The sequence below is a fragment of the Bradyrhizobium sp. URHA0013 genome (genome assembly GCF_000518345.1).
Lineage (GTDB): Bacteria > Pseudomonadota > Alphaproteobacteria > Rhizobiales > Xanthobacteraceae > Bradyrhizobium.
Map to the genome: position 1 here is coordinate 145,557 of NZ_JADK01000008.1, position 24,596 is coordinate 170,152.

General features: G+C 64.6%; 27 protein-coding genes and 1 pseudogene. 14 read left to right on the forward strand and 14 right to left on the reverse strand.

What is annotated here, in order from left to right:
* Window positions 1-20: 20 nt before the first annotated feature.
* On the reverse strand, window positions 21-785 hold the full coding sequence (locus tag N551_RS0113445) for a GntR family transcriptional regulator (protein ID WP_027567412.1): 765 nt from the start codon (window positions 783-785) through the stop codon (window positions 21-23).
* 180 nt (window positions 786-965) lie between these two features.
* Between N551_RS0113445 and N551_RS0113450 the strand changes: the two genes are divergently transcribed.
* From N551_RS0113450 to N551_RS0113460, 3 genes are read left to right on the forward strand one after another with little or no spacing between them, the layout of a single operon-like run.
* Window positions 966-2,165 carry a mandelate racemase/muconate lactonizing enzyme family protein gene (locus tag N551_RS0113450; RefSeq protein ID WP_027567413.1) on the forward strand — a complete coding sequence of 400 codons (1,200 nt, stop codon included), beginning with the start codon at window positions 966-968 and terminating at the stop codon, window positions 2,163-2,165.
* A 12-nt stretch (window positions 2,166-2,177) separates the two neighbouring features.
* Window positions 2,178-2,945, forward strand: a complete 768-nt coding sequence (locus N551_RS0113455) for an SDR family oxidoreductase (RefSeq protein WP_027567414.1) — start codon at window positions 2,178-2,180, stop codon at window positions 2,943-2,945.
* Between the two features lie 26 nt (window positions 2,946-2,971).
* Window positions 2,972-4,003 carry an L-idonate 5-dehydrogenase gene (locus tag N551_RS0113460; RefSeq protein WP_027567415.1) on the forward strand — a complete coding sequence of 344 codons (1,032 nt, stop codon included), beginning with the start codon at window positions 2,972-2,974 and terminating at the stop codon, window positions 4,001-4,003.
* Between the two features lie 13 nt (window positions 4,004-4,016).
* Here N551_RS0113460 and N551_RS0113465 read toward each other — a convergent pair whose 3' ends face one another.
* On the reverse strand, window positions 4,017-4,883 hold the full coding sequence (locus N551_RS0113465) for a DUF3280 domain-containing protein (RefSeq protein ID WP_027567416.1): 867 nt from the start codon (window positions 4,881-4,883) through the stop codon (window positions 4,017-4,019).
* Between the two features lie 191 nt (window positions 4,884-5,074).
* Between N551_RS0113465 and N551_RS0113470 the strand changes: the two genes are divergently transcribed.
* A complete protein-coding gene (locus tag N551_RS0113470; RefSeq protein WP_027567417.1) occupies window positions 5,075-6,460 on the forward strand; it encodes a HAMP domain-containing sensor histidine kinase in 1,386 nt (461 codons plus the stop codon).
* Window positions 6,457-7,119: a response regulator transcription factor gene (locus N551_RS0113475; RefSeq protein WP_027518509.1), complete on the forward strand. Its 663-nt coding sequence runs from the start codon at window positions 6,457-6,459 to the stop codon at window positions 7,117-7,119. The genes N551_RS0113470 and N551_RS0113475 overlap by 4 nt, the downstream gene beginning before the upstream one ends.
* Window positions 7,120-7,123: 4 nt before the next feature.
* On the opposite strand, the gene N551_RS0113480 is transcribed toward N551_RS0113475, so the two are convergent.
* Window positions 7,124-7,966, reverse strand: coding sequence for a hypothetical protein (locus tag N551_RS0113480; protein WP_027567418.1), 843 nt, complete (start codon window positions 7,964-7,966; stop codon window positions 7,124-7,126).
* Window positions 7,967-8,176: 210 nt separating this feature from the next.
* Between N551_RS0113480 and N551_RS0113485 the strand changes: the two genes are divergently transcribed.
* The 3 genes from N551_RS0113485 to N551_RS0113495 are packed head-to-tail and all read left to right on the forward strand — an operon-like array spanning window position 8,177 to window position 11,309.
* Window positions 8,177-9,055 (forward strand): IclR family transcriptional regulator, encoded by an 879-nt coding sequence (locus N551_RS0113485; protein ID WP_027567419.1) that lies wholly within the window; start codon window positions 8,177-8,179, stop codon window positions 9,053-9,055.
* A gap of 36 nt (window positions 9,056-9,091) precedes the next feature.
* Window positions 9,092-10,066: a tripartite tricarboxylate transporter substrate binding protein gene (locus tag N551_RS0113490; protein WP_027567420.1), complete on the forward strand. Its 975-nt coding sequence runs from the start codon at window positions 9,092-9,094 to the stop codon at window positions 10,064-10,066.
* A 22-nt stretch (window positions 10,067-10,088) separates the two neighbouring features.
* A complete protein-coding gene (locus tag N551_RS0113495) occupies window positions 10,089-11,309 on the forward strand; it encodes an ABC transporter substrate-binding protein (protein WP_027567421.1) in 1,221 nt (406 codons plus the stop codon).
* Window positions 11,310-11,430: 121 nt separating this feature from the next.
* Here N551_RS0113495 and N551_RS0113500 read toward each other — a convergent pair whose 3' ends face one another.
* Together N551_RS0113500 and N551_RS0113505 are read right to left on the reverse strand one after the other, a co-directional pair.
* Complete coding sequence (locus N551_RS0113500) at window positions 11,431-11,922, reverse strand: SRPBCC family protein (protein WP_027567422.1); 492 nt, start codon at window positions 11,920-11,922, stop codon at window positions 11,431-11,433.
* Window positions 11,923-11,924: 2 nt separating this feature from the next.
* Window positions 11,925-12,329: a helix-turn-helix transcriptional regulator gene (locus tag N551_RS0113505; protein ID WP_027567423.1), complete on the reverse strand. Its 405-nt coding sequence runs from the start codon at window positions 12,327-12,329 to the stop codon at window positions 11,925-11,927.
* Between the two features lie 381 nt (window positions 12,330-12,710).
* Here N551_RS0113505 and N551_RS0113510 point away from each other — a divergent pair, with 381 nt between their 5' ends.
* Window positions 12,711-13,766, forward strand: a complete 1,056-nt coding sequence (locus N551_RS0113510) for a serine hydrolase (protein WP_027567424.1) — start codon at window positions 12,711-12,713, stop codon at window positions 13,764-13,766.
* 71 nt (window positions 13,767-13,837) lie between these two features.
* Here the strand turns inward: N551_RS0113510 and N551_RS39660 are convergent.
* Together N551_RS39660 and N551_RS0113520 are read right to left on the reverse strand one after the other, a co-directional pair.
* Window positions 13,838-14,659, reverse strand: a pseudogene (locus tag N551_RS39660) (outer membrane protein).
* Window positions 14,660-14,930: 271 nt separating this feature from the next.
* Complete coding sequence (locus N551_RS0113520) at window positions 14,931-15,635, reverse strand: SDR family oxidoreductase (protein WP_027567425.1); 705 nt, start codon at window positions 15,633-15,635, stop codon at window positions 14,931-14,933.
* Between the two features lie 122 nt (window positions 15,636-15,757).
* Here N551_RS0113520 and N551_RS0113525 point away from each other — a divergent pair, with 122 nt between their 5' ends.
* Window positions 15,758-16,600 carry a GNAT family N-acetyltransferase gene (locus tag N551_RS0113525; RefSeq protein WP_027567426.1) on the forward strand — a complete coding sequence of 281 codons (843 nt, stop codon included), beginning with the start codon at window positions 15,758-15,760 and terminating at the stop codon, window positions 16,598-16,600.
* A 1-nt stretch (window position 16,601) separates the two neighbouring features.
* On the opposite strand, the gene N551_RS0113530 is transcribed toward N551_RS0113525, so the two are convergent.
* Window positions 16,602-17,042, reverse strand: coding sequence for a hypothetical protein (locus N551_RS0113530; RefSeq protein ID WP_027567427.1), 441 nt, complete (start codon window positions 17,040-17,042; stop codon window positions 16,602-16,604).
* A gap of 281 nt (window positions 17,043-17,323) precedes the next feature.
* Here N551_RS0113530 and N551_RS0113535 point away from each other — a divergent pair, with 281 nt between their 5' ends.
* Window positions 17,324-17,608, forward strand: a complete 285-nt coding sequence (locus N551_RS0113535) for a hypothetical protein (RefSeq protein WP_027567428.1) — start codon at window positions 17,324-17,326, stop codon at window positions 17,606-17,608.
* Between the two features lie 53 nt (window positions 17,609-17,661).
* Here the strand turns inward: N551_RS0113535 and N551_RS0113540 are convergent, their stop codons facing one another.
* The 6 genes from N551_RS0113540 to N551_RS0113565 form a co-directional block, all read right to left on the reverse strand.
* Window positions 17,662-17,952 carry a hypothetical protein gene (locus N551_RS0113540; RefSeq protein ID WP_027567429.1) on the reverse strand — a complete coding sequence of 97 codons (291 nt, stop codon included), beginning with the start codon at window positions 17,950-17,952 and terminating at the stop codon, window positions 17,662-17,664.
* Window positions 17,953-17,972: 20 nt separating this feature from the next.
* Window positions 17,973-18,314, reverse strand: coding sequence for a curlin (locus N551_RS0113545; RefSeq protein WP_245287772.1), 342 nt, complete (start codon window positions 18,312-18,314; stop codon window positions 17,973-17,975).
* Window positions 18,315-18,462: 148 nt separating this feature from the next.
* Window positions 18,463-18,840: a curlin gene (locus N551_RS0113550; protein ID WP_027567431.1), complete on the reverse strand. Its 378-nt coding sequence runs from the start codon at window positions 18,838-18,840 to the stop codon at window positions 18,463-18,465.
* Between the two features lie 32 nt (window positions 18,841-18,872).
* Window positions 18,873-19,265 (reverse strand): curlin, encoded by a 393-nt coding sequence (locus tag N551_RS0113555; protein ID WP_027567432.1) that lies wholly within the window; start codon window positions 19,263-19,265, stop codon window positions 18,873-18,875.
* Between the two features lie 119 nt (window positions 19,266-19,384).
* Window positions 19,385-19,786, reverse strand: coding sequence for a hypothetical protein (locus tag N551_RS0113560; protein ID WP_027567433.1), 402 nt, complete (start codon window positions 19,784-19,786; stop codon window positions 19,385-19,387).
* A 165-nt stretch (window positions 19,787-19,951) separates the two neighbouring features.
* On the reverse strand, window positions 19,952-20,611 hold the full coding sequence (locus N551_RS0113565; RefSeq protein WP_027567434.1) for a response regulator transcription factor: 660 nt from the start codon (window positions 20,609-20,611) through the stop codon (window positions 19,952-19,954).
* 598 nt (window positions 20,612-21,209) lie between these two features.
* Between N551_RS0113565 and N551_RS0113570 the strand changes: the two genes are divergently transcribed.
* Genes N551_RS0113570 through N551_RS0113580 form a run of 3 tightly spaced genes read left to right on the forward strand, consistent with a single transcriptional unit; the run spans window position 21,210 to window position 24,579 of the window.
* Window positions 21,210-22,637, forward strand: a complete 1,428-nt coding sequence (locus tag N551_RS0113570) for an efflux RND transporter periplasmic adaptor subunit (protein ID WP_027567435.1) — start codon at window positions 21,210-21,212, stop codon at window positions 22,635-22,637.
* Window positions 22,634-23,359, forward strand: a complete 726-nt coding sequence (locus N551_RS0113575) for an ABC transporter ATP-binding protein (RefSeq protein ID WP_027567436.1) — start codon at window positions 22,634-22,636, stop codon at window positions 23,357-23,359. The genes N551_RS0113570 and N551_RS0113575 overlap by 4 nt, the downstream gene beginning before the upstream one ends.
* Complete coding sequence (locus N551_RS0113580) at window positions 23,356-24,579, forward strand: ABC transporter permease (RefSeq protein ID WP_027518531.1); 1,224 nt, start codon at window positions 23,356-23,358, stop codon at window positions 24,577-24,579. Before N551_RS0113575 ends, N551_RS0113580 begins: the two co-directional genes overlap by 4 nt.
* Window positions 24,580-24,596 lie beyond the last annotated feature (17 nt).

The window sequence follows — 24,596 nt, forward strand, 5'->3', positions numbered from 1 at the left end:
GTCCTCTCTTCAAAACTCTCTTACGTGCCAAGCAGCGGCTCGATGCTGCAATCGAGCAGGCGCGGGTCGATCCCGACCTCCATGCCGGTGAACATCTCGCCCATGTAGTCGATCAGTGCATCGCTCGCCTTCACCGCGTCCTCGACACGACGATTGGCAACCGCATTAAGAATAGCCAGATGATGATCGATTGTTCCTGACAGCTCGGCCTGTCCCGGCATGAACCGGTGGTGGATGTAGCCGATGCGCCGGTACAGCGTGTGCAACGGGCGCAGCGTGTGCACCAGAAACGGTTCGCCTGCCGCCTCCAGCACCAGCGCGTCGATGCGGCGGTCGATATGATTGAACTCGTCGAGGGTCAGACTGGCGCGGCGCTCGCGCAAAAGTCGCTCGATGTGCAGCGCCTGATTGCGGTGCGAGAGGCTGGCGCGATCGGCCGCAAGCCGGATCACGAAGCGCTCCATGTCGCGGCGCAAGGCCAGCAGCATGCGTTCGCGTGCCAGATCGATCGGCGCAATGCGCAGACCGTGGCGCGGACGGATGATGATCAATGTATCGGCGGAGAGACGATTGACGGCGTGATGCACCGGCGTACGGCCGAACCCGGTGATGTGCTGCAATTCCAGCATCGTCATGAACTGGCCGGGCTTGAGCTCGCAATGGACGAGCAGCTCTTCGATCCTCTGATAAGCGAGCTCGAAGAAGTTGAGACGGTTGCGCCGGGAGGGCTTGCCCTCGCCGTCGTCGTTCCTCACCACCTCGAGCGCGCGCTTGCGCGTTGCCATGTCGTCTCTCCCCTCAGCCCGCGCCGTCGTTGCAGAGCGGCGCCTAGTTGGTGATATCCCTAAAACATGTTGTGATATATTACAAGCGAGCGTAAGACTCCGCGCGTGCCCGCACCATGCTGCGGTGCAGAATGACAACAAGACGGCGCTGCGCGCGCCTGCGATGGGAGGAGTATTGCCGTGAAGATCACGTCGATCGAGACGCTGCGCACCGAAGAATTCTCCAACGTCATCTGGGTGCGCGTCCACACCGACACGGGCATGATCGGTCTCGGCGAAACCTTTTACGGCGCCGGCGCAGTTGAAGCCCAGATCCACGACACCTTTGCCGGCCGCCTGCTCGGCCGCAATCCGCTGCATATCGAGGCGATCCATCGCGACATGCTGAATCTGCCGATGGCGCAGTCGTCCACCGGCGTCGAATATCGCGCGGCTTCGGCAATCGACATCGCGCTGTGGGACCTGTTCGGCAAGGTCTGCAATCAGCCGGTACACCAAATGCTCGGCGGCCTCTGCCGCGACAAGCAGCGCATCTACAACACCTGCGCCGGCACCCAATATGTCCGCTCCACCAATATCAGCCCGGTCGCGAATTGGAATCTCGGTGGCTCCAAGGGGCCCTACGAAGACCTCGATGGCTTCATGAACAACGCCGATGCGCTCGCCGAAAACCTGCTGGAGAGCGGCATCTCCGCCATGAAGATCTGGCCGTTCGATCCCGCGGCGCAGGAGAACAAGGGTCTCTACATCTCCGCCGCGCAGATGAAGCAGGCGATCGAGCCGTTCGAGAAGATCCGAAAAGCGGTCGGCGACAAGATGGAGATCATGGTCGAGCTTCACTCGCTCTGGAACCTGCCGACCGCCAAACAGATCGCGCGCGCGCTCGAGCCCTACAAGCCAACCTGGTACGAAGACCCGATCCGGATGAACTCGCCGCAGGCGCTGGCCGAATACGCCCGCTGCACCGACGTCTGGGTCTGCGCCAGCGAGACGCTCGGCTCGCGCTTTCCCTACAAGGACATGCTCGACCGCGACGCCATGCACGTGGTGATGGCGGATCTGTGCTGGACCGGCGGCCTCACGGAAGGCCGCAAGATCGCGGCGATGGCCGAGACCTATCACCGGCCCTTCGCGCCGCACGACTGCATCGGCCCGATCGGCTTCATCGCCGCCATCCACATGTCGTTCAGCCAGCCCAACACGCTGATCCAGGAATCGGTGCGCGCCTTCTACAAGGGCTGGTACAATGAGCTCGTGACCACCATGCCCACGATCAAGGACGGTTTTGTCTATCCGATGGAAGGCCCCGGGCTGGGCGTCGACCTTCTGCCCGCCGTATTCGACCGCTCCGATTTGACCGTGCGCCGTTCCAACATCTGAGGATCTTTTGAGATGAGCACCGCCCTCTTCGACCTTTCCGGCCGCACCGCGCTCGTGACCGGCTCCTCCCGCGGCCTCGGCCGCGCCATCGCCGAAGGCATGGCCAAGGCCGGCGCCAGGCTGATCATCAACGGCGTCGATCCCAAGCGCGTCGAGCAGGCCGTCGCCGAGTTTCGCGCCGCCGGCCACCAGGCCGAAGGCGCCGCTTTCAACGTCACCGACGAGCCCGCGATCGTCGCCGCCTTCAACGACTTCGACAACAAGGGCATCGCCGTCGACATCCTCGTCAACAATGCCGGCATCCAGCACCGCAAGCCGCTGGTGGAGTTCACCACCGACGAGTGGCGCAAGGTGATCGAGACCAACCTCACCAGCGCCTTCGTGATCGGCCGCGAGGCGGCCAAGCGCATGATCCCGCGCAAGCACGGCAAGATCATCAATATCGGCTCGCTCGGCAGCGAGCTCGCGCGTCCCACGATTGCGCCCTACACCGCTGCCAAGGGCGGTATCAAGAACCTGACCCGCTCGATGGCGGTGGAATGGGCCCAGCACGGCATCCAGGCCAACGCGATCGGCCCCGGCTACATGTTGACCGACATGAACGAGGCGCTGGTCAACAACACCGATTTCGACAATTGGCTGATGGGCCGCGTCCCCTCCAAGCGCTGGGGCCGACCGGACGAGCTGGTGGGCGCAGCGATCTTCCTGGCGTCGGATGCCTCGACCTATGTCAACGGCCAGATCATCTATGTCGATGGCGGCATGATCGCTGCGATGTGAGCCGCGAAACGCTGAGGGAGCCAACCATGCGCGCCGTCGTCATTCACGCACCGAAAGATCTGCGGATCGATAGCTATCCGGATGCAGCGCCCGGTCCGGGTGAAGTCCGCGTCAAGATCGCGAACGGCGGCATCTGCGGGTCCGATCTGCACTACTATCATCACGGCGGCTTCGGTGTCGTGCGCATCCAGCAGCCGATGGCCCTCGGGCACGAGATCGCCGGCGTGGTCGCAGCCATCGGTGACGGCGTCGCGAACGTGAAGCCGGGCACCCGCGTCGCGGTCAATCCGAGCAAGCCGTGCGGCCAGTGCCTGCATTGCCAGGAGGGTATGCGCAACCAGTGCCTCGACATGCGCTTCCTCGGCAGCGCGATGCGCTTTCCCCATGTGCAGGGCGGCTTTCGCGAATTCATCACGGTCGATGCGGCGCAGGCGGTTCCGATCGCCGACAAGCTGTCGCTGGCGGAAGCCGCGGTCGCTGAACCGCTCGCGGTGTGCCTGCATGCCGGCAAGCAGGCCGGGCCCCTGCTCGGCAAGCGCGTGCTGATCACCGGCTGCGGCCCGATCGGCGCGCTGATGATTTTGGTCTCACGCTTCGGCGGCGCCGCCGAGATCGTCGTGACAGATGTTGCCGACGCGCCACTTGCGGTCGCCAGGAAGCTCGGGGCCAGTCACGCCATCAATGTCGCGGCCGATGCCACGGCGCTCGATCCCTGGCGGACCGGTAAAGGTGTGTTCGATACGCTGTTCGAGGCCTCGGGCAACCAGGCCGCACTGCGCACCGCGCTCGACGTGCTCAGGCCCGGTGCCATACTGGTGCAGCTCGGTCTCGGCGGCGAGATGACGCTGCCGATCAACTCCATCGTCGCCAAGGAATTGCGGCTGCGCGGCACCTTCCGCTTCGATCCCGAGTTCGAGCTGGCGGTGCGGCTGATGGGTGACGGCCTGATCGACGTGAAGCCGCTGATCACGGCGACCATGCCGTTCGAGAACGCGGTCGCAGCGTTCGAGCTCGCCAGCGATCGCTCGCAGTCGATGAAGGTGCAGCTGACGTTCTGAGCGAGGACCGCTGCTATTGGTTCTCGATCAACCGGTCGCTGACCAGCCGCACCGCGCCCCGTTTCCACGAATAGTCCGCGCCCAGGCGCAGGCCGCTGTCGCCGCGTGCGAGCACCGCGCCGGTCCTGGCGTCGCGCACCTGGAAGCCCAGCGTGTATTCGGTGCGGCTGACCCGCCGCACCACGCCGATCAGCGACTGGTCCGCGCCGAGCTTCTGCGCAATCGCCGCCTCGCAGCCGTCGCAGTCGCGCAACGCACGCGCCTTCAGCGCCTGGCCGCCGACATCGACGATGCGGTAACGGCCGGATTGACCCAGCGCCTCGCGCACGCTGCCGGTGACCTCGGCCAGATATGACGCATCCGATGTGGCCGACGCGCCAGCCGAAGCGGCGGTCGTATCCTCTAGCTCGAAATCGAAGACGGCCATGGCAATCGGCGCAGGCGTGGCGAGTGCGGCCATGATCTCGCGCGACACGAAGATCTCGGCGCGCTCCCATGATTCATCATTGTCGCCCCGGAAGGTGTAGAGCTTGTCCATCACGACCTTCCTGCCGCCGACGTCGATCACGGCGATCTTGGCCCATTGCACCAGCGTGCTCGTCTTCTGGATGCCGCCGATCACCTTGAACGCCGCGCCGTCCTGGGCCGACGACACGAGCCGGTAGCGCCGATCTCCGCCGATATCTTGCCGGAGCGCGGCCATGAAGGCCGCCAGCCGTCGCTCGTGGGCGGCGGTCTGGTTGGCGGGCTCTGCTGACGTATCGGTATAACTGAAATCGTCCATGGCGATGCCGATGGCGGTCTCGGCGCCGGCCAGCGCATAAGACACCGGAAGGACGACGAGGAGACAGACTGAGAGGATCAACCGGCGCAGGTGCATAATGTGCCTCGTATAACGGAGCGGCGCGCCAATCTGGACGGCGCAATCAGGCCATGCAGCGGCGCCGGTCCCGCCGATGGCCGGGAAAATTTCACGACGGTGCACCGCACTGGCGCCTGGCGGCTTTGCGCCGGATGCGTTCTGCCGTTTAATGCGGACGCGACAAACCCGTTCGCACCAGGTGCCTGCCGATGTGGAACCGCCCGAGGTTCGATCTCAAAGTCCGTCTGACGTTGCGCGTGGCCGCGATATCGGCCGCCTGCTTCGCCGCCATCTCCGCCTATTTCCTGATTACGGCCGACCGCGCGGCGCATGCGCGCCTCGACGATATCGCCGCCATCGTGGCCAAGACGCTGGAGCTGCAGCAGGGCAAGATCCAGTGGGTCGCGAGCCCGCGCTCGGACTTTCCCAACCTCGACCCCGTTTCGGCTTATGTGATGACGCCCGGCCTGTGCCTGGCGTTCCGCGGCACCAGCGGCGACGTCCTCCAGCGCTTCTGCAGCGGCGCGCCCGTTCCGGCGAACCCGCCGCCGCAAGCCTTCACGGCCTTCTATCGCGGCTTGTTCGACCCCGGCCGAGAAGCCGCACGGCCGGTAATCGTGCGCGGGACGAAGCTCGGCGAGGCCGTGGTCTCGGTCGAGCCGGCCGTGCAGACCGCGGAAGCCTGGCACGAGGCCGGCCGCCTGATGCTCGCGCTCGCGATCGCGCTGCCGCTGCTCTGCGCGCTGGTCTACGCCGCGCTGGCACGCGCGCTGCGCCCCACCCGCATGATCCGCACCGGCCTCGAGCGGATTGCCGCCAACGACCTCACCACGCGGCTGCCGCCGTTCGACCTCGCCGAGCTCTCCGCGATCCGCGACGGCTTCAACCATCTCGCCGAAAGCCTCGAGACCGCGCTTGCCGAACGCAGCGAGCTGACGCGGAGGCTGATTGCGCTCCAGGACGAGGAGCGCCGCCATCTCGCGCGCGAGCTGCATGACGAGTTCGGCCAATCGCTCGCCGCCATCCGCGCGCTCGCCTCCTCCGCCCGCCAGACCGCCGCACAAGAGTGTCCCTCCCTGCTTGGCGAATGCGACGGCATCGCGCGGACCGCAACCGGCATGATGGAGACGTTGCGCGGCACACTGTTCCGGCTGCGGCCACCCGATGTCGAGGAGCTCGGGCTCGTTGCCAGCCTCGAAGGCCTCGTCGCGGGCTGGAACGGGCGCAGCCGCGGCGAGACGCGCTTCTCGATCCGGTTCGACGGCGCATTCGAGACCCTGCCGGCCACGATCAGCGCCAGCCTCTACCGGATCGTGCAGGAGGCGCTCACCAATGCCGCCAAGCATGCCGTCGCCACACGAGTCAGCCTGGAATTGACGATGGGGGCGAGCGAGATCGCGCTTGCGATCGACGATGACGGACGCGCGACCGATTCCGTCGCGAAATCGGGAATGGGCCTGCTCGGCATGCGCGAGCGCGTCGCGGCTTTGCGCGGCCAATTGAGCTTCGAGGCTGCGCCGAACGGCGGCTCCGCACTGCGCGTAGTCATTCCGCTCGCAGCCGCCGATCGGCCGCCGCTGGAGCACGCCGCATGAGCGCGGCCGACGCTACCATTCTGCTGGTCGACGACCATTCCGTCGTCCGCGAGGGCTACCGCTCCGTGCTCCAGAAGCAGCCGGGACTACGCGTCATCGCCGAAGCCGCCGACGGCGCGGAGGCCTACCGTCTCTACAAATCGGAGGCGCCCGACCTCGTCATCATGGATCTGAGCATGCCCGGCATCGGCGGCATCGAGGCGGTCAGGCGCATCAGGCAATGGGACAAGGGCGCGAGGATCCTCGTCTTCACCATGCACGAGAATGCCGGCTTTGCCGTGCAGGCAATCCGCGCCGGCGCCAGAGGCTACGTCACCAAGACCAGTCCCCCGGAGACGCTGGTGCGCGCCGTGATGGACGTGCTCGCCGGCAAGATCGCGATCAGCCCCGACATCGACCATGAGCTCGCGCTGAGCCGGCTGGCCGGGGAAAGTTCTGCCGCCGACGTCCTCACGCCGCGTGAGTTCGAGGTGCTGCGGCTGCTGCTCGCCGAGAACACGACAGAGGAGATCGCGGAGACACTCCACGTCAGCCCCAAGACGGTGGCGAACCTGCATTCTCTGATCAAGGACAAGCTCGGTGTCGGCTCCGACATCGAGCTGGTCCGGCTGGCGCTGCGCCAAGGCATCTTGACGGAGGTCGATCTCGGCGAGGCCTGATCGCTCAGGCCAGATAGCGCGTGAGATAGCCTTCCATCGCGTAGAGCGCACAGAGCGCGAGGCTCGACCACACGGCGACGGTGAAATACAGGAACATCCAGGTCAGCTCGCCCTTCCAGTGCGCGATGTCGTGGGTCACGACCCAGCGGGTCGAAACGTCATGCAAGCCTTCGAGGAAGCCGAGCAACCTGTTGCCCTCTTCATGCCCTGCCCGCCAGCGGCTGAGATACATCGGCACGTCGACGGTAACGAGGAAGGCCAGGAAGCAGGCGATGCCGACGATGCCGGCAATCAGCGCCCACCGCACCGGCCCCTGGAATTCCGGCATCAGCCGGCACAGCGCGATGCCCGCGAGGAAGAATGTCACGGCCCAAAGCGAGTTCTCGATTGCGTTGAAGAGGAAGTTGGTCGTCACCACCGCATACCAGGAGAAGCACTCCGCGATGATGATGAGCGGCACGATCACCCACGCGATGTTCACGACCGTCTCGGCGCCCGTCATGGTCCCGAGTTGATGCAGGATGACCGCCCATTGCGCGGCGAAGCACAGTTCGGCCACGGTCGCGACCGTGCGGCCGACGAAGACGCTGGAGAGCCAGGTGTCGAACAGGCAGATGCGCTGCACGTCGGCGCGCGGCAGGAAGGAACGGAAGGCGCAGCCGAAGACATAGCCGGCGCAGAGCAGGAACATCAGCCCGATGTCGGAGCCACTACTGAGGCTGCCGGAGGGCGTCGGGGAGAACGCGCGGTACAGCATGAACCAGACGAGAATGTTGGCAGCACTGACCAGCGTCAGGGACCCCCACCACCACGCGAGGGGATTCGTCCGCGCCTGCCACTGCAACATGAATCGCTCCGATGTAATCGATATGACATTCAGTCGTAATAAACCTGTCACAACAAGCCACGGAATCGCGACGAAAATCTGTGCGCGGCGGAGCCCTTCGCGCACATTTTATCCCCGCCGGCAAAGCCGCGCCGTGTCCGAATAGTGGACATAACGGCACATTTTCTGAATCTATTGGACAACGGGCGAGACCGGGTTCATTAAGCCCGCATGGTCAGAACCGCGTCCAAACCGATCCGCGCCTCCTCGTCCGCCGCCGCCGTGCTGGCGGACAGCGTCGATGACGCTGCGTTCGCGACGACGCTGGCAAAAGGTCTCGTGGTGCTCGAAGCGTTCAAGGCGGGGGCGACGCAGCTCGGCAACATGGACCTGTCGACGCTGACCGGGATTCCGCGTCCGACTGTGGCGCGACTGACTCATACGCTCGCCGAGCTCGGCTACCTCCGCTACGATTCCGAACGCGCCAAATATCGCGTCGGCGCGCGTGCACTTCGCATGGCGCATCCGCTGCTCGCTGACATGCAGTTCCGCCAGGTCGCGCGTCCGATGATGCAGGAGCTGGCACAAAGCGTGCGCGGCACGGTCTCGATCGGCCTGCTCGATGCGACCTCCATGATCTATGTCGAGACCGCGCGCTCCGGCGACGTCGGCCCGCACGTCCCCGACATCGGCATGCCCATTTCCGTGGTGATGACGGCAATGGGCCGTGCCGCGGCGGCGACCTTGCCGCAGGCCGATGCCGCGCAGCTCGAAGAGCGCATTGCAAGCGAGGATACTGAGCTGTGGTCGGCCTTCCGCGAGGCCTACCGCGCCGGCCTCGCACAATGCGCCAGCCGCGGGTTTTGCACGTGCTTCGGCGAGTACATCGCCTCGATCCATGCGGTCGCGGCGCCGCTGTTTCATGCGCGTGAGGCGAAGCAGGCCTTTTCGATCAATTGCGGCATTCCCGCATTCCGGCTCCAGCCCGGCCAGCTGGAGGGCGAGATCGGCCCGCGCATTGCCGCCCTTGCCGACAGCATCCGCACCATGATTGGGGCGGCGCCGCCCACCGAAACACAAAAGCAAAACAAGAAGAGCGCCAAGCGATGAACAAGGCAATCGGCGCTCCGCCACCGGGAGGCCACCATGACCGTCACACGGCGAACATTTTTGGGCACCCTCGCCCTTTCGCTATCCGGACTTCCATTTACTGCACGCGCTGAGGACGCCTGGCCGTCGCGTATGGTGCGGCTGATCTCGCCTTACGGGCCCGGCGGCTCCAACGACATCTCGCTGCGGCTGCTGGCCGAAGAGTTCGGCCGCAACCTGCACCAGCAGTTTATCGTCGAAAACAAGCCGGGCGCCGGCACGCGCATCGCCAACGACACGGTCGCGCATGCGCCGGGCGATGGCTACACACTTCTCTATGTCGCGGCCCCCTACGCCACCGCCGAAGCGCTGTTCGGCAAGCTGACCTATGAGCGCAAGGACCTGCAGCCGGTCGCGATGGCGGTGATCGCGCCGCTGTTCCTGATCATCAGCGCGGACGCGCCGTTCAAGACGCTTCCCGAATTGATCGCCTACGGCAAATCGAAGCCGGATGGCCTGACCTTCGCCTCGCCCGGTGCCGGCTCGCAGCCACATCTTGCCGGCGAACTCCTGTTCAGGGATGCCGGTGTCAAGGGGCTCAACATCCCCTTCCGTGGCGATGCCGCGTCCTACACCGAGCTGCTCGCCGGCCGCGTCGACGCCACGCTGACGGCGCTGCCGACCGCACTGCCTTACATCCAGAGCGGCAAGTTCATTGTGCTCGGCGTTGCATCGGCCGAACGCAGCGCGCTCTATCCGCAGGCGCCGACCTTGCGCGAGCAGGGTTTTCCCAACGTGGCTGCGGCCGGCTGGTACGGCTTCATGGCGCCTTCGACGACGCCGCGCGCCATCATCGACAAGCTGCAGGCCGAAGTGCTGCGCGCGCTGGCCGAGCCGGCGATCAAGGACAAGCTGACCGCCCAAGGCCTCGAAGTGCGCGCCGGCACCGCGGCCGAATTCGGCCAGTTCATCGACAACGAAACAAAAAATTGGACCGGGCTGATCCGCGAGGCCGGCCTCAAGGGCGAGTGACAGTCACGAACGGGGAATGGGAATGAAAAAACTACGTCTCAAACATGTCGCGGCAGCCGCGATCGCTCTCGCGCTATCGATCCCGGGGGCACAGGCGCAGAAGAAATACGATCCCGGCGCTTCCGACACCGAGATCAAGGTCGGCCAGACCGTCCCGCTCAGCGGGCCGGCCTCGGCCTATGCCGTCATCGGCAAGACCCAGGCCGCCTACATGAAGATGATCAACGACCAGGGCGGCGTCAACGGCCGCAAGGTCAATCTGATCCAGTATGACGATGCCTATTCGCCTCCGAAGACGGTTGAGCAGACCCGCAAGCTGGTCGAAAGCGACGAGGTGCTGCTGACCTTCCAGATCATCGGCACGGCGCCGAATGTCGCCGTGCAAAAATATCTTAACGCCAAGAAGGTCCCGCAGCTCTTCGCGGCAACGGGCGCGGCGCGTTTCACCGATCCGAAGAACTTCCCCTGGACCATGGGCTTCAACCCCTCCTACCTCGTCGAAGGCCGGATCTACGCGCAATATATTCTGAAGAACCATCCGGACGCCAAGGTCGGCGTGCTCTATCAGAACGACGATCTCGGCAAGGACTACCTCGCCGGCTTCAAAGCAGGTCTCGGTGACAAGTCGAAGCTGATCGTCGCCGAGACGTCCTACGAGATCACCGAGCCGACCATCGATTCGCAGATCCTGCGGTTGAAGGATGCAGGTGCCGACGTGCTGTTCAGCGCCACGACGCCGAAACAGGCCGCGCAGGCGATCAAGAAGGTTGCCGAGATCGGCTGGAAGCCGCTGCACATCATCGACATCAACGCCTCCTCGGTCAGCGCGGTGCTGAAACCCGCCGGACTCGACAACGCCAAGGGCGTCGTCAGCGTCGGTTATGTCAAGGATTCGGCCGACCCCGAATGGAAGGACGATCCCGGCATGAAGCGATATCTCGCCTTCATGGCCCAATACTACCCGGAGGGCGACAGGGATTCGAACCTGAACGTCTACGGCTATATCACCGCGCAGCTGCTGGTGCAGGTGCTGAAGCAATGCGGCGACGATCTCACGCGCGAGAACGTGATGCGCCAGGCCGCCAGCCTGAACAACATCACACTCGACCTGACGCTGCCGGGCATCTCGGTGACGACGACGCCGACCGACTACCGCGTCAACAAGCAGTTCCAGATGGTGCAGTTCGACGGCCAGCGCTGGCAGAAACTCGGCGACATCGTCACGGACGAGGCGAAGGAATGAAGCGCCCCTCATCCTGAGGGGCGCGCGCCTTGAAGAATGAAGGCCTCACCGATGGTCCTCGTGCTTCGAGGCGGCCGCTCCGCGGCCTCCTCGGCATGAAGGAGGAAGGTGGCTGCTCGCCCTATCTCTTCATCCCACACACATAGGCCGCAAGCTTGTCGAGCGTCTGGTAGCCGTATTCGACGGCACCGAAGCTGATCATGCCGTCGCGCTGCGCCGTGCTCGACGCCAGCTGCCGCATCATCAGAACCGTCTTGCCGTTACTCTGTTCGGCGAAGGTGATTGTGAAACGGAACAGTCCGGGATCCTCGTCCTGGTCGGCGCCATGGTCCATCTCCATCAGCGACGGCCGTTCGATGCGGCGAAAGCGCATGCGGTTCGGGTAGACGGTGCCGTCGGGACCGATCATGTTGAAGCGCCAGACGCCGCCGACCCGCACGTCGATCTCGAAGGTCTCGAGCTTGAAACCCTTCGGCCCGAACCATTGCGGCAGGTGCTTTGGGTCGGACCACGCTTCGAACACCAGATCGCGCGGCGCGTCGATCACGCGCGACATCACGATCTCGCGGTCGAGCGACCATTGCGACAGGGCGGGATTGGCAGAATTCGTCATCGTCAGGAACCTTTCCGTTTGGTTGTCTTGCCGGCTGTGTTGTTACTTGTCTTGGACGGCCGCTTGGCAGCGGCCCTGTCTTTCTTCAGCTTCATCACATACGCTTCGAAGCGATCAAGCCGCGCCTCCCAGATCGCGCGCTGATGCTGGAACCAGTCCTCCGCAGTGAGGAGCGCGTCAGGACTGAGGCGGCAGGTGCGCACGCGCCCCGATTTCTCCGACAGGACGAGACCGCTCATCTCCAGCACATGGATGTGTTTCATGAAGCTCGGCAGCGCCATCTCGAAGGGACCGGCAAGCTCGCCGACCGACGCCTCACCTGCGCAGAGCCGCATCACGATCGCCCGCCGGGTGGGATCGGCAAGGGCCGCGAAAACCTGATCGAGCTGGGATAATTGGTTAGCCATGAGGCTAACTATAGGACTGTCGCCATCCGGCGTCAACATTGTTATCCAATTAGCTAAGTTAATTTTGCCGACTGGTAGCCTGGATTAAGCGAAGCGTAATCGGGGGCCGCTCGCTCGGCTGCGGCACTTTCCCGGATTGCGCTTCGCTCCATCCAGGCTACGGACTGTCGCAAGGCTCCGCAGACGGAACCCACCACGCGCGATCGTGAATAGGGGGGCACGGTCCTTCCCGCTACAAGAGACCGGGGGCGCATCGAATCCTGCGCCAGAGCCGTGCCGTCTGTTGTCACCTCATCGTACCTCACCCGACGGGCGCTGGCCCGGGCTGCGTTCGTTCCGCTCGCGCTTGCCTGGCCGCGCGGCGCCGCCGCGGATTCCGACATGATCGCGCAGATGCGCGACATCGTCGCGAACGAGCTGGCGCCGACCGCAACGCCGGACCAGCCGGGCGGTCTGGCCGCCGCGCTTTATGCCGGCAACCATGTCGAGTTCTTCAACTACGGCTTTGCCGACGACGCCACGCGAAGGCCGGTCACGCCGGACACGCTGTTCAACCTCGGTTCCCTGCGCAAGCCGTTCGAGGCGACACTGGTCGCGCTCGGCACCCTCCGCGGCGAGCTGCGGCTCGACGATCGTCTGGTGAAATATCTCCCGGAGCTCACCGGCGACTATATCCGCCGCGTCACCGTCGGCGAGCTCGTCACGCACACCTCAGGCATGCTGCTGCCGACCGACCATCCGCCCTGGCCGAGCGACACTTTTTCCCGCGCGCAGCTCATCGAGATGTTCAACAGCTGGAGACCGCAAGCCGGCGAAGCGCCCGGCAAGCAGCGCATCTACAGCCACGCCGGCTACGTGCTGCTTCAGCTCGTGCTCGAGCGCTGTTGCGGCGCTCCGATCTCGACCCTGCTCGAACAACGCATCCTCAGGCCGATCGGCATGAATGCGACCTCCGTGCCCGAACGCGGCGAAGACAGCCGTGCCGTCATGGACGAGGCCTGGATGCAGCGCGCGGTCCAGGGCTATTCGGATCAGGGTATGGCGATCGGCCCCATCGGCAACCAGCAGAGCTATTTTGATTTCCCCGGCACGGGCCAGATGTTTTCCTCGCCGCGGGATCTCTCGATCTTCGTTGCCGCCTGCGTCGACGGCCGATCGATCGACCCGCGTTTGCGCGAGGCATTGCGGATGACACAGCACGAGATCTTCCGCGTCGACGAGAAGTTCGGACAGGGAATGGCCTGGGAGACGGTGCGTCGTCCAGGCGTCACCGTCGTCGACAAACCGGGTGGGCTCAACAACGCCTCCGGCTATATCGGCCTCGTGCCCGCACAGCGGATCGGCATCGTGTTGCTGGCAAATCGCGGCGAATACCCGCACGAGATCGCCCGCTACAAGATCCTGCCCGCGCTGGCGAAGCTCATGGGCCCGCACTGAACACATCCCTTAAAACAGAAAGCCCCGGCTGAGCCGGGGCTTTCCACGCCAGATCAGAAACGGGATGAAGCTCAGTACCTGGCGACGACGGGTCCGCCAAACTTGTAGTTCACGCCGACGCGCGCGATGTTCGATTTGAGATCGACCGAATGGGTGAAGACGTTGGCCGGAAACGCGCCGCCAAGCAGATTGGTGCTGGTCACGGTGCTGCGTCCGAGATCGACGTAGAGATATTCTGCCTTGAGCGACCAGCCGCCGCCGACGGCATATTCGGTGCCCACACCTGCGGTCCAGCCGACCCGCGTGTCGCGGATCGCGGCCGACTCGGTCGCGGCGGCGAACGTGTCGGTGAAGTTGAAATTGCCCTTCACCTCGGCGATGGCCGCGCCGCCGGTGGCATAGAGCAGCTAGGTCGGAGCCGCGAGGAAACCGATGCGGCCGCGGATGGTGGCGAGCCAATCGGCCGAGACCGACGACGACACGGTGAAGCCGGTCGGCGCGCAGCAGGGATAGAGCGCCGAACCCGTCGCACTGCCCTTGAAGCCGAAATAGTTGACGTCACCTTCGAGGCCCAACACGGCGTTGTTGACCTGCCAGTTGTGGCCGGCGGTAAAACCGCCGGTGACGCTGGAGCTGTTGACCCGCTGGGCGCCGACTGCCGCGATCGCAGTAACACTGGTGTCCGCGAAATAGCCGGCGGGAGCGAACGCGGTCGAGGTGGCCGGATCGGCACTGCCCCACTGCCCGCCGACATTGCCGCCGACGTAAAAGCCGGTCCAGTTGTAGGCCGTCGCCATCATCGGCGCCTTGGTGTAGTGCGCCGCGAGGTCGGCCGCCTGCACGGATGCGGAGCCCAAGACAACCGCGGCAACCGCCAGCAAAAACTTCTTCATTCCGGTCTCCTTACCCCACGCGATTGATCTCGCGTTTCGAACGCGCGCGGGCGGAAGTTGTCCGGCGCAGTTCGGGCATAGGCTGCCGGTCCCTCGCCGTCTTGGGCTGCGGCGAAGTTCATAGAGACTGTGACGTAGTGTGAGCCGTGCGGCGCGCGAACGCGTGACGGGTGTGACTCGAGAGCCACGCATCACCCTGCGGCAGCGGCGGGCCACGCACACCACTGTCGCATCGCGACACCCCGCGCGACGCGATTCGAATCCCCGCCTCTCAGACCGAACGCGTCAGTCCGCCGTCAACGCGGATGTTCTGTCCCGTGATGTAGGCCGCGCCGTCGGACGCCAGGAACGAGATCGTCGCGGCGATCTCCTCGACCTTGCCGTAGCGCCGCATCGGCACGCTGTCGCGGCGTGCATCTAGCTCTGGCAGGCTGTCGATCCAGCCCGGCAGCACATTGTTCATGCGGATGTTCTCGGCGGCATGGGTGTCGGTGAAGATCTTGGTGAAGGCGGCAAGGCCAGCGCGGAACACCGCAGAGGTCGGAAACATCGCGCTCGGCTCGAATGCCCAGGCGGTCGAGATGTTGATGATGGCGCCGCCCTTTTGCGTTTGCATGTATGGCATCACCAGCCGGGTCGGACGGATCACGTTGAGCAGATAGGTGTCAAGGCCGGTGTGCCATTGCTCGTCGGTGATCTCCGTGATCGGCGCCCGGGGCCCGTGGCCCGCGCTGTTGACGAGCACGTCGATGCGTCCCCATTTGGCCATAGCGCCGTCGACAAGCCGCTTCAGATCCTCGTTCGACTTGTTGGAACCGGTGACCCCCAATCCGCCGAGCTCGGCTGCCAGCGCCTCGCCCTTGCCGGAGGAGGACAGGATCGCGACGCGAAAGCCGTCGGCTGCGAGCCGGCGCGCAGCCCCTGCCCCCATGCCGCTGCCGCCGGCGGTCACGAGTGCGACCTTCTCTGCTGCCATCTCTGCTGCCATGACCGATCATCCTCTATGATATCGCGGAGGCGAGCCGCATGCCCGGCCTATCATGAGGCCTTCTACCGCCGGACCAGGCGGAAGGTCCACCGTCGAAAGCGACTTGAAAGATGAGCGATTTGCAGATCCGCAATTTGCGCCCCGAGGAGATCGCCATCGCTGTCGACTGGGCCGCGGCGGAGGGCTGGAATCCGGGCTTCTCCGACGCCGCCTGTTTCGCGATCCCGGACGCGCGTGGCTTCTTTGTCGGCGAGATCGACGGCGAGCCGGTCGCGACCGTCTCCTGCGTCAACTACGACGATCGCTTCGCATTTCTCGGCTTCTACATCGTGCGATCGGATCATCGCGACAGAGGCCACGGCCTGCGCATCTGGAACGCTGCGATTGCGCATGCGGGCGCTCGCGTGATCGGTCTCGACGGCGTCGTGGCGCAGCAGGACAATTACCGAAAGTCCGGCTTCCAGCTTGCTTACGCCAATATCCGCTATGGCGGCATCGCCGCCGCACCATCGAGGCCGCCCGCCGATGTCGTTGCGCTCGACACGATCCCGTTCGCGCTCGTTGAAGCCAACGATGCAACGGTGTTTCCGGCTCCGCGCAGTGCCTTCCTGCGGGCCTGGATCGGCACGTCAGGACATGTCGGTCGCGCATTGCTGCGCGATGGCAAGCTCGCGGCATGGGGTGTGATCCGGCCGTGCCGGACCGGCCGCAAGATCGGCCCGCTCGTCGCCGACGACCGCGCGGCGGCGGAGGCGATCGTGCAGGCCTTGCTGGCGAGCGCGAACGGCGGCGAGATATTCCTCGACGTCCCCGCCGTCAATCGCGAGGCGATTGCGCTCGCGGAATCGCTCGGGTTGAAGCCGGTGTTCGAGACGGCGCGGATGTACACGGGACCTATCGCGCCGCTGCGGATCGACCGCGTCTTCGGCGTGACCAGTTTCGAGCTGGGCTAGCTCAGTAGCAGCGCATGATGTTCACGGTGTGCTCGCCGCCGCCGCGGCCGGGCACAGTCACCTGCTCCGTCGGACAGCTCGGCACGTAGGGCCGGTCGGACGGCACCACGTTCGGCGGGAAGCGATGTGTCCAATCCCAGGGAACGTCGTACGTATAGGTATAGCGCACGTCGCTGGAAACGGGTTGGGCGGTCTCGGCAAAAGGCTGACCGTAACCTGCATTGTCATAGTAGAACCCGCCGCCGCCTGGCCAGTAGACCCAAGGCGTGTTGCGGCCACGGAACCTGGCGCCCGGCGCAATCGGCGGACGCGCCGCCGGACCGGAAGGCGTGGCGGCATGTCCGACGGTGCCGCCGGGTCGGGCAAAGCTGTCGCTGGGGGCAAGGAGCAGCGCGGCTGCGCTGAGCGAGGCGAGCAACGCCCCAAATGATCTGGACATCATGATACGCACCAACTCGTTTGGCTTCGCGGATAGCGGCTCCCCACGACACGCTAGGCCGGGCTGTCGCCCACCCGCAAACGTATAATTAATTATTGGTTAAGGCACGGAATTAACGGGGAACAGACTGCGGCAAGACGCCCGGGATTCCGGCTGATGTCGCACGTGTTCCGGAAAACGGACTTCATAACCAGTTGATCGGAGTTGATCGGTTCGATCGACGACACCCGGAACGCTCCCGCACTGCGGTCGTTGGCTCCCTACACAAGCAAGGAGCATCTCCAATGCAGAATAAGTCGAAACTCCTCTGCCTGATCACGGCTTCACTCGTCGCGGGCACGTCGGCCGCCTCGGCTCAGGGCTATGATTGGAACGGATCGCGCGCGGGATGGGACCGCACCGCCCCGGCCTATCAGCCGGTTCAGCCCCGCGCGTACTATCCGGATGTCGCTGGACCATACGGTGCGCTCAACGGCACCAATCATCCGGCGCCGAGCTCGACGCAGGGCGATGTCGGCCCGGAGGGCAATAACAACGGTACACTGACCGGCGTCTATCGCAGCTGGTAACGCCCGCTCACGATCTGGCCCATCGTCCATCGCGGACGGTGGGCCTTCGTGCGTCAGCGGCCCTGCTGCTTGCGCAGCCAGTCCAGCATATCCTGCGCATTTCCGGTGCCCTGCGTCACGATGGTGGTGTTGCCACCGCTGCGGCGATAGACCGTGGTGCGCCCGGGCTCCTTCTCGATCTTGACCTCGGCTTGCGCCGGATCGCCGCTCTGGGTGATGACGGACGTGCCATTCTCGTCCTGAACTATTGTGGTGTGGCCGTCACCTGACTCGCCGGCTCCCGCCGGCCCGGTTGCCGTTGCCATCATGATGATCGTCCCTGCTGCAAGTGCGATAAACCTCATGTTGCACCTCATCTTCACGATCACCGGCTGAACTGAAATATCGACAGCCAGTTGAAGCGCCCGAATTGTCGCACCGTTCCCGTGTTCATGTCTCCGATCTGGAGCAGAAGGGCGTTGGTGGACTTGCCGACCTGGGTGATATCGGCAATGTTGCTCACGCCCGACTGACCGATCGCCAAATTGGTCGTGCCACCCACCTGGATCACGTCGACATAATTTCGCGTGCCGTTCTGGATGATCGTCGCATCGACCGTTCCCGTGCCACCGATCTGGATGACACGCGCGATATTGATACGGCTGTTCTCTTCGATCGTGACCGGCTGGACATTGTTGCCGAACTGCACGACCGTTTCGATGCTCACGTTCCGGTTCGTTACGCCGCGCTGGACGGATCCGGCGGATGCCTCGGACGCGACGCTGACGGCGAACAATGCCGCCAATGCCAGGAGTAGCCTAGCGCATTTCATCGCTTGCCCCCATTACATTTCTGGCGACGAGGTCGCGCCCGGCTCAATGGCTATTCTGGACAACAGTCGCCGAGTTGAACGCACCGAACTGAGCCAGGAAACTGCTGGTGGACTGGCCGGCCTGGCCGACAAACGCGACATTGTTCACGCCCGCCTGCCCGACCGATGCCGATGTCGTCCCGCCGAATTGCAGGATTCCGGTCGCGTTGTTTGTGCCGTTTTGAGTGACGGTCGCGCTGGTGCTGCCGCCGATCATGAACACGCCGGCCATGTTGAGCTGGCTGTTCTGGTTCAGCACGACCGGCGGGCCGCCGAGCGATACGATGGTCTTGATGTCGGCGGTCTGCGCACCGGCCGATCCGGCGCCCACGCAACACAAGGTGAGAAATGCGCCACAGGCGGCGCCTGAAAAATGCCTCATGACATGCCTCGCGACTGAAAATTGATTTGCGATCAAGGAGTCTGCTGCAAAATTGTCGAGCCGTTCAGGATTCCGAGCTGTCCGACGGCCGCCGCGTTGTTCGCGCCGATCTGGCCGATCAGGCTCGAATTAAAGCCACCGGCCTGGCCGAGTAACGCGGTGTTGGACGCCGTCGCGGTGGTGCCGCCCTGCCCGATCACCGAAGTGTTGACGGTGAGGAGCGAGCCCGTCTGCAACGTGGTCGCAGTATTGGTGGCGCCGAATTGCATCGTGGTGGCGCTGTTGTTGGTGCCGCCACTCTGCGAGATGAAGGAGTTGTTGGTGGTGCCGAATTGCAGCACGCTGGCCGAGTTGCCGGCCTGGGCATCGACGGCGGTCAGCAAGCTGAACGCGACGATCGTGGCAACTAGATATTTTTGATGCATGACATTTCCTCCGCGAAAGTCGGCGGACAAGCTCTCACCGAGTCGTCCGGCCCGAGGCGGTGCTTTCAAGGATGGCGCGGACGCGCCGCAGTTGACGCGTCCGGCCAAACGGGGCTGGCTTAGTGCGCCGTCTGCGAGACGGTGCTGCCGTTGACGCCGAACACGCTGAGTTGTCCGACGGCAGCGGCGTTGTTCTGGAGCGCGGCAGGCCCGAACGAGTTCTGGGTGATCGCGCTGCCGTTGTTGCCGAACGCCACCTGGCCGGTCGTCGCCGAGTTCTGCACGCCGACCTGGTTGACCGTGCTGCCGTTGTTGAGTGAGGCCGCGCTGGTGCCCTGCATCGTGCTCGCGCTGTTGATGATGCCGAGCTGGCTGGTCGAAGAGGTGTCGTTGGTGAGGCCCTGCTGCGAGACGCTGGAACCGTTCACGACGCCCACCTGCACGGTGGTCGAGGTGTTGGCGGCCTGCGCGGCGGAGGACAGGGCGAGCACGGCAACGGAAGCAAAAAACAATTTGCGCATGGAATATCCTTTCTGGCTAAGATCTCTGACTGGGTTCGGATGCCGTCTTGGAGGAGGCCGACATCGCAGGACCGACTTTGAACCGATCGGGCTGCATGCGACAGACTGCAGTTCATGCTAATCGGTACGGACTAGACGTTGCGCTGCGCCTTAGGTGTCCGCGCACTAGCTGTACGGTTGTCCCGTGCCGGTTCGTGTTGTCTCGTCTTCGCGTCCCATGCTGTCGACCAACCGCACCACCTCGATCGGCGAACGAAGCTCCAGCTTTCGCATCATCCTGGTGCGATGGACCTTGGCCGTCACTTCGCTCACGCCGAGTCTCGCGGCGATCTGCTTGGCAACGAGACCTTCGGCCATCAACAGCATGATCTCGCGCTCCCTCGCCGTGAGCGTCTCGACGCGCTGGCGCGCTTCGCGCACGCTATCTTCACGTTCGAGCCGCCTGCGGTCGCGCTCGATGCCGTGCCTGATAGCGTCGAGGATCTCCTGCTCGCGGAAGGGTTTTGGAAGAAACTCGACTGCGCCGCGCTTCATCGCCTCTACCGAGACGCGGACGTCGGAATGGCCGCTGATGAAAACGATCGGGATGAGCACGCCCGTCTCGGCGAGCCGGCGCTGAAGCTCGAGGCCGGTCGGCGCGGTGCCGGGAAAGCGGACGTCGAGCACGAGGCATGAAGGCCCGCCGGAAATAATCTCCCCGAGAAACTCGTCGGTCGATGCAAACAATTTTACCTGATGCCCGGTCTCCTCGCAGAGACTTCCTATCGCGGTTCGAATCTGGATCTCGTCGTCAATGACATAAACTGTAGCTTGACCTGAACTCATGGCAACGGGCTCCCCGGCTTGGGGCTCGATGAACAAGCAACGAGCCATCCATTCTTCTTGCAAGCGAGATCAAGGTGCTTGGATGAATTCGCGGGGATCGAGCGAGTCGCTCCGGTCCGCCGCTTCGACGTCTTAGGGCCAACACCCGTTCAAGACGAGTGAAGGCGTTCACATATCGGGTTTCGTGATTGGGGGGATTCGCCCTGGCGACCTGCGGCATCATGGCGATGCGCGATATCGACAATGCGACGATCTGGCGTCGGAACTTCGGTATCGCCGACTGCGTCATGGCGTCGCCACCCACGTGCCGACTTGAACGCCGGGCGCTGGCCGCTTCGGCCAGAGCAGACGGGACGTTCAGTCAGCTTGTCGAGTTCGATACCGCGCGCGTCATATCGATACGCTCCGTATGCATTTCCGGCAAGTCACGAAAGATAGCACCCCGCAGACTTTACTTCTGGATCATCAAGCGCGCCCGACCGTCGCCCCGGCAACAGCGACACACTGACGATCGACTGCGTTTTCTGGGATTTACAACCATAGCGCGACCTTTGTCTGTGCCGCCAACGATGCCATTTCAAGAGGCGGGGTTTTTGATATGCGATTTGTGCCAGTTATTGCCTTGCTCGGAACTGCATGCGGCCTCGCCACGGTCTACGCCGCGGGGCCGGCCGTCATCGGCGACGCGGCCGGGGCCGCGGCGGAGAAAGCGGCCCGCGCCTATGAATCGACCCAACGGCTGCTCAAACCCGTCGGGCCGGAAGCACGGAGCTTCGGATCGGATGCTCCCGTGTTCCGCTTTGCCTCAATCCAGCGCGGCAGCATCGAGCAGACCATCACCGTCACCGGCGCCCTGCAGCCGGTCAAGACGATCGAGGTGGGTTCCCAGTTATCCGGGCAGCTCGCCCGGGTCTATGTCGATTTCAACGACACTGTCAGCAAGGATCAGCCGCTCGCCCTGATCGATCCGCGCAGCTTTGCGGCCAAGGTCGACGAAGCCAGGGCGGCGGTGGCGGTGGCGAACTCCTTTGTCGACATCGAGCGGGCCAAGCTCGACCGCGCCAGGATCGATCTGCAAAACGCCAGGGGCAGCAGAGACGTACTCGTGGCCAAGCTCGACAGCGCGCAGGCGGTCAAGGCGTCGGCGCAGAAGACCTTGCAGCGCAAGCTGGCTCTACAGTCACAAAACGTCGTGGCGATAACGGCGGTGGATGACGCCCAGACGGAGTTCACCGCGAGGCTTGCCCAAGAGCGCGAAGCCGAAGTCCTCATGTCCCTGAACGCCTACTCAGTCGACGGCGCGCAGGCCGATATCCGCCGGATCGAGGCGGAATTGCAACAGGCACGAATGGCCGTACCGGAGAAGGCGGCCGTTCTCGCTGCGGCCCAGGCCGATCTCGACCGCACCGTGATCCGCTCGCCGATCGACGGCGTCGTCGTCGGCAGGTTCGTCAACGAGGGCCAGACGCTCGCGGTCGGACTGGAATCGCGCACCACGTTCGTGGTCGCGCACCGGCTGGAGGACATGGAGATCCACGCGCAGGTCGACGAAGCCGATATCGGGCGCATCGCCCCCGACCAGCGCGCCCATTTCACGGTGGATGCCTACCCGGACCGCCGCTTCGAGGCGGTGGTGCGGCAGGTGCGCAAGGCTCCGCAGAACCAGCAGCACGTCGTGACCTACACCGTCGTCCTGGCGACCTCCAACCTTGACGGCGCGTTGCTGCCCGGCATGACCGCCTTGGTGAAGATCGTGATCGAGCGGCAGGATGACGTGCTGAAAGTGCCGCTTGCCGCGTTGCGCTTCCAGCCCTCCGGCACGCAGCCGGATGCCGCGGCGCGCAGCGGGGTGTGGGCACGCACCGCAAGCGGCTCGCTCCGGCGTATTCCCGTGACCGTCGGCGCGGCCGGCACCGAACAGGTCGCGCTCAGGAGCGGAGACCTCGTCGAGGGCAGTCAGGTCGCTGTGGGCCAGGCCATCCGGCCGGCCGGCATGGAGTTTCTCGGCATCAGGTTCGGATCATGACGGCCCTCCCGCCCCTCATCAGCCTGCAGTCGGTCTCCAGGACCTATCGCGCCGACGGAGTGGCGGTGGCCGCGGTGCGCAACGTCAGCTTCGACATCGAACGAGGCGAGATCGTCGCGGTGATGGGACCGTCCGGCTCGGGAAAATCGACGCTGATGAACATGCTAGGGCTGCTCGACCTGCCGAGCGAGGGCGCGCTCTATCTCGAGGGAACCGACGTTGCCGATCTCTCGGAAGACCACCGGTCGTCCCTGCGCGCCCGCAGCATCGGCTTCGTATTCCAGTCCTACAATCTGCTCGCGCGCCACAATGCGATCGAGAACGTCGCACTGCCGCTGGTCTATTGCGGCATCGGCCGCAAGGAACGTCTGGCCCGCGCCGAGCAGAGCCTGGAGGCCGTCGGCATGGTGCACCGGGCCCACCACTTCCCGCGGCAGCTCTCGGGCGGCGAGCAGCAGCGCGTCGCGATCGCGCGCGCCCTGATCGCCTCTCCGCTGATCGTGCTCGCCGACGAGCCGACCGGCGCGCTCGACAGCCGTACCGGCGCCGAGATACTGGCCCTGTTCGCCGCGCTCAACCGGACCGGCCAGACCATCGTGATGATCACGCATGATCCAGGGATCGCGACCCAGTGCGGGCGCACGATCCGCCTGCATGACGGCGAGCTCGTCGCTGACGAAACGCTGGTACCGATCCTGCCGAAACGGAGCGCTGCGCCATGACGATGCTCCAGGGCTTCCAGATCGCGTTGCACGCCTTGCGCCTCAATCCGTTGCGCAGCATCCTCACCATGCTCGGCATCGTGATCGGCGTCGCCTCCATCGTGACCGTGTTTGCGATCGGGTCCGGCGCGCAGCTTCGGCTGCAGGAGCAGATCCGCTCGATCGGCGCCAACGTGCTGATGATCAACCCCGGCGCGGTCTACCAGGGCGGCGTACGTCTCAAGGATGGCAGCAAGCTCACCATGACCGAGAGTGACGTGCAGGCGATCCTCGAGCAGATCCCCGAGATCCAGGCTGCGGCCGGCTCGATTGCAGGAACGGCGCAAATCATTCACGAGAGCAAGAACTGGAACACGACCATCAACGGGACGACGACCGGGCACTTCATGGTGCGCGACTGGCAGCTTGCGACCGGGCGCTATTTTTCCGGAAGCGAGGAGGCAGGAGCCGGCAAGGTCGTGATCCTCGGCAGCACGGTGGCGCATGAGCTGTTCGCGCCCGGCGAGGACCCGATCGGCGCACAGATCAGGATCATGAAGGTGCCGCTCGAAGTGGTCGGTGTTCTCGACCGCAAGGGACCGGCGCAGGACGACGTCGCCTTCGTGCCGCTCACCACGGCCAAGTTGCGCTTCCTCGGCAGCGCAAGCAACATCAACCGGGATTCGGTCGCCTACATCATCGCCAAGGTGGCCGCGGACGGACAGATGGCGGGGGCGCGAACGGAGATCGAAAACCTGCTGCGGCAGCGCCACCGTATTCCCGCTGGCCAGGAGGACGACTTCAAGGTCCAGGATCCGGCCGCCGCCATGGAAGCGCAGCAGGGAGCGATCCGCACCGTTGCGCTCCTGCTCGTCGCCATCGCCTCGGTCTCGCTGCTCGTTGGCGGCATCAGCATCATGAACGTCATGATCGTGTCGGTCACCGAGCGCACGCGTGAGATCGGAATCCGCCGCGCGCTTGGCGGGCGGATGCGGGACATCCGTCTTCAGTTTCTCTGCGAGGCGCTCGTGCTCTGCCTGCTCGGCGGCGCGATCGGCGTCGGTGCCGGCGTCACGCTCTCGATGACGGTCGCTCGCATGGCAGGATGGATCACCTCGATCGACGGCCAGGCGATCGGCCTTGCCCTCGCCTTCTCGATCGCGACCGGCCTGATCTTCGGTTTTTATCCCGCCCACAAGGCATCCAAGCTCAGCCCGATCGAGGCACTCAAGACGGAGTGAGAATATGCTGGGGTGTT

What these genes read in the sequence shown, in the direction of transcription:
- N551_RS0113460 (WP_027567415.1), top strand. Translation starts at nt 2,972, where the DNA reads ATGCGCGCCGTCGTCATTCACGCACCGAAAGATCTGCGGATCGATAGC.
- N551_RS0113550 (WP_027567431.1), bottom strand. Translation starts at nt 18,840, where the DNA reads ATGAGGCATTTTTCAGGCGCCGCCTGTGGCGCATTTCTCACCTTGTGT.
- N551_RS0113510 (WP_027567424.1), top strand. Translation starts at nt 12,711, where the DNA reads ATGATCGCGCAGATGCGCGACATCGTCGCGAACGAGCTGGCGCCGACC.
- N551_RS0113570 (WP_027567435.1), top strand. Translation starts at nt 21,210, where the DNA reads ATGCGATTTGTGCCAGTTATTGCCTTGCTCGGAACTGCATGCGGCCTC.
- N551_RS0113445 (WP_027567412.1), bottom strand. Translation starts at nt 785, where the DNA reads ATGGCAACGCGCAAGCGCGCGCTCGAGGTGGTGAGGAACGACGACGGC.
- N551_RS0113495 (WP_027567421.1), top strand. Translation starts at nt 10,089, where the DNA reads ATGAAAAAACTACGTCTCAAACATGTCGCGGCAGCCGCGATCGCTCTC.
- N551_RS0113555 (WP_027567432.1), bottom strand. Translation starts at nt 19,265, where the DNA reads ATGCATCAAAAATATCTAGTTGCCACGATCGTCGCGTTCAGCTTGCTG.
- N551_RS0113470 (WP_027567417.1), top strand. Translation starts at nt 5,075, where the DNA reads ATGTGGAACCGCCCGAGGTTCGATCTCAAAGTCCGTCTGACGTTGCGC.
- N551_RS0113465 (WP_027567416.1), bottom strand. Translation starts at nt 4,883, where the DNA reads ATGCACCTGCGCCGGTTGATCCTCTCAGTCTGTCTCCTCGTCGTCCTT.
- N551_RS0113575 (WP_027567436.1), top strand. Translation starts at nt 22,634, where the DNA reads ATGACGGCCCTCCCGCCCCTCATCAGCCTGCAGTCGGTCTCCAGGACC.
- N551_RS0113475 (WP_027518509.1), top strand. Translation starts at nt 6,457, where the DNA reads ATGAGCGCGGCCGACGCTACCATTCTGCTGGTCGACGACCATTCCGTC.
- N551_RS0113535 (WP_027567428.1), top strand. Translation starts at nt 17,324, where the DNA reads ATGCAGAATAAGTCGAAACTCCTCTGCCTGATCACGGCTTCACTCGTC.
- N551_RS0113580 (WP_027518531.1), top strand. Translation starts at nt 23,356, where the DNA reads ATGACGATGCTCCAGGGCTTCCAGATCGCGTTGCACGCCTTGCGCCTC.
- N551_RS0113485 (WP_027567419.1), top strand. Translation starts at nt 8,177, where the DNA reads ATGGTCAGAACCGCGTCCAAACCGATCCGCGCCTCCTCGTCCGCCGCC.
- N551_RS0113530 (WP_027567427.1), bottom strand. Translation starts at nt 17,042, where the DNA reads ATGATGTCCAGATCATTTGGGGCGTTGCTCGCCTCGCTCAGCGCAGCC.
- N551_RS0113490 (WP_027567420.1), top strand. Translation starts at nt 9,092, where the DNA reads ATGACCGTCACACGGCGAACATTTTTGGGCACCCTCGCCCTTTCGCTA.
- N551_RS0113560 (WP_027567433.1), bottom strand. Translation starts at nt 19,786, where the DNA reads ATGCGCAAATTGTTTTTTGCTTCCGTTGCCGTGCTCGCCCTGTCCTCC.
- N551_RS0113540 (WP_027567429.1), bottom strand. Translation starts at nt 17,952, where the DNA reads ATGAGGTTTATCGCACTTGCAGCAGGGACGATCATCATGATGGCAACG.
- N551_RS0113480 (WP_027567418.1), bottom strand. Translation starts at nt 7,966, where the DNA reads ATGTTGCAGTGGCAGGCGCGGACGAATCCCCTCGCGTGGTGGTGGGGG.
- N551_RS0113500 (WP_027567422.1), bottom strand. Translation starts at nt 11,922, where the DNA reads ATGACGAATTCTGCCAATCCCGCCCTGTCGCAATGGTCGCTCGACCGC.
- N551_RS0113525 (WP_027567426.1), top strand. Translation starts at nt 15,758, where the DNA reads ATGAGCGATTTGCAGATCCGCAATTTGCGCCCCGAGGAGATCGCCATC.
- N551_RS0113455 (WP_027567414.1), top strand. Translation starts at nt 2,178, where the DNA reads ATGAGCACCGCCCTCTTCGACCTTTCCGGCCGCACCGCGCTCGTGACC.
- N551_RS0113565 (WP_027567434.1), bottom strand. Translation starts at nt 20,611, where the DNA reads ATGAGTTCAGGTCAAGCTACAGTTTATGTCATTGACGACGAGATCCAG.
- N551_RS0113520 (WP_027567425.1), bottom strand. Translation starts at nt 15,635, where the DNA reads ATGGCAGCAGAGAAGGTCGCACTCGTGACCGCCGGCGGCAGCGGCATG.
- N551_RS0113505 (WP_027567423.1), bottom strand. Translation starts at nt 12,329, where the DNA reads ATGGCTAACCAATTATCCCAGCTCGATCAGGTTTTCGCGGCCCTTGCC.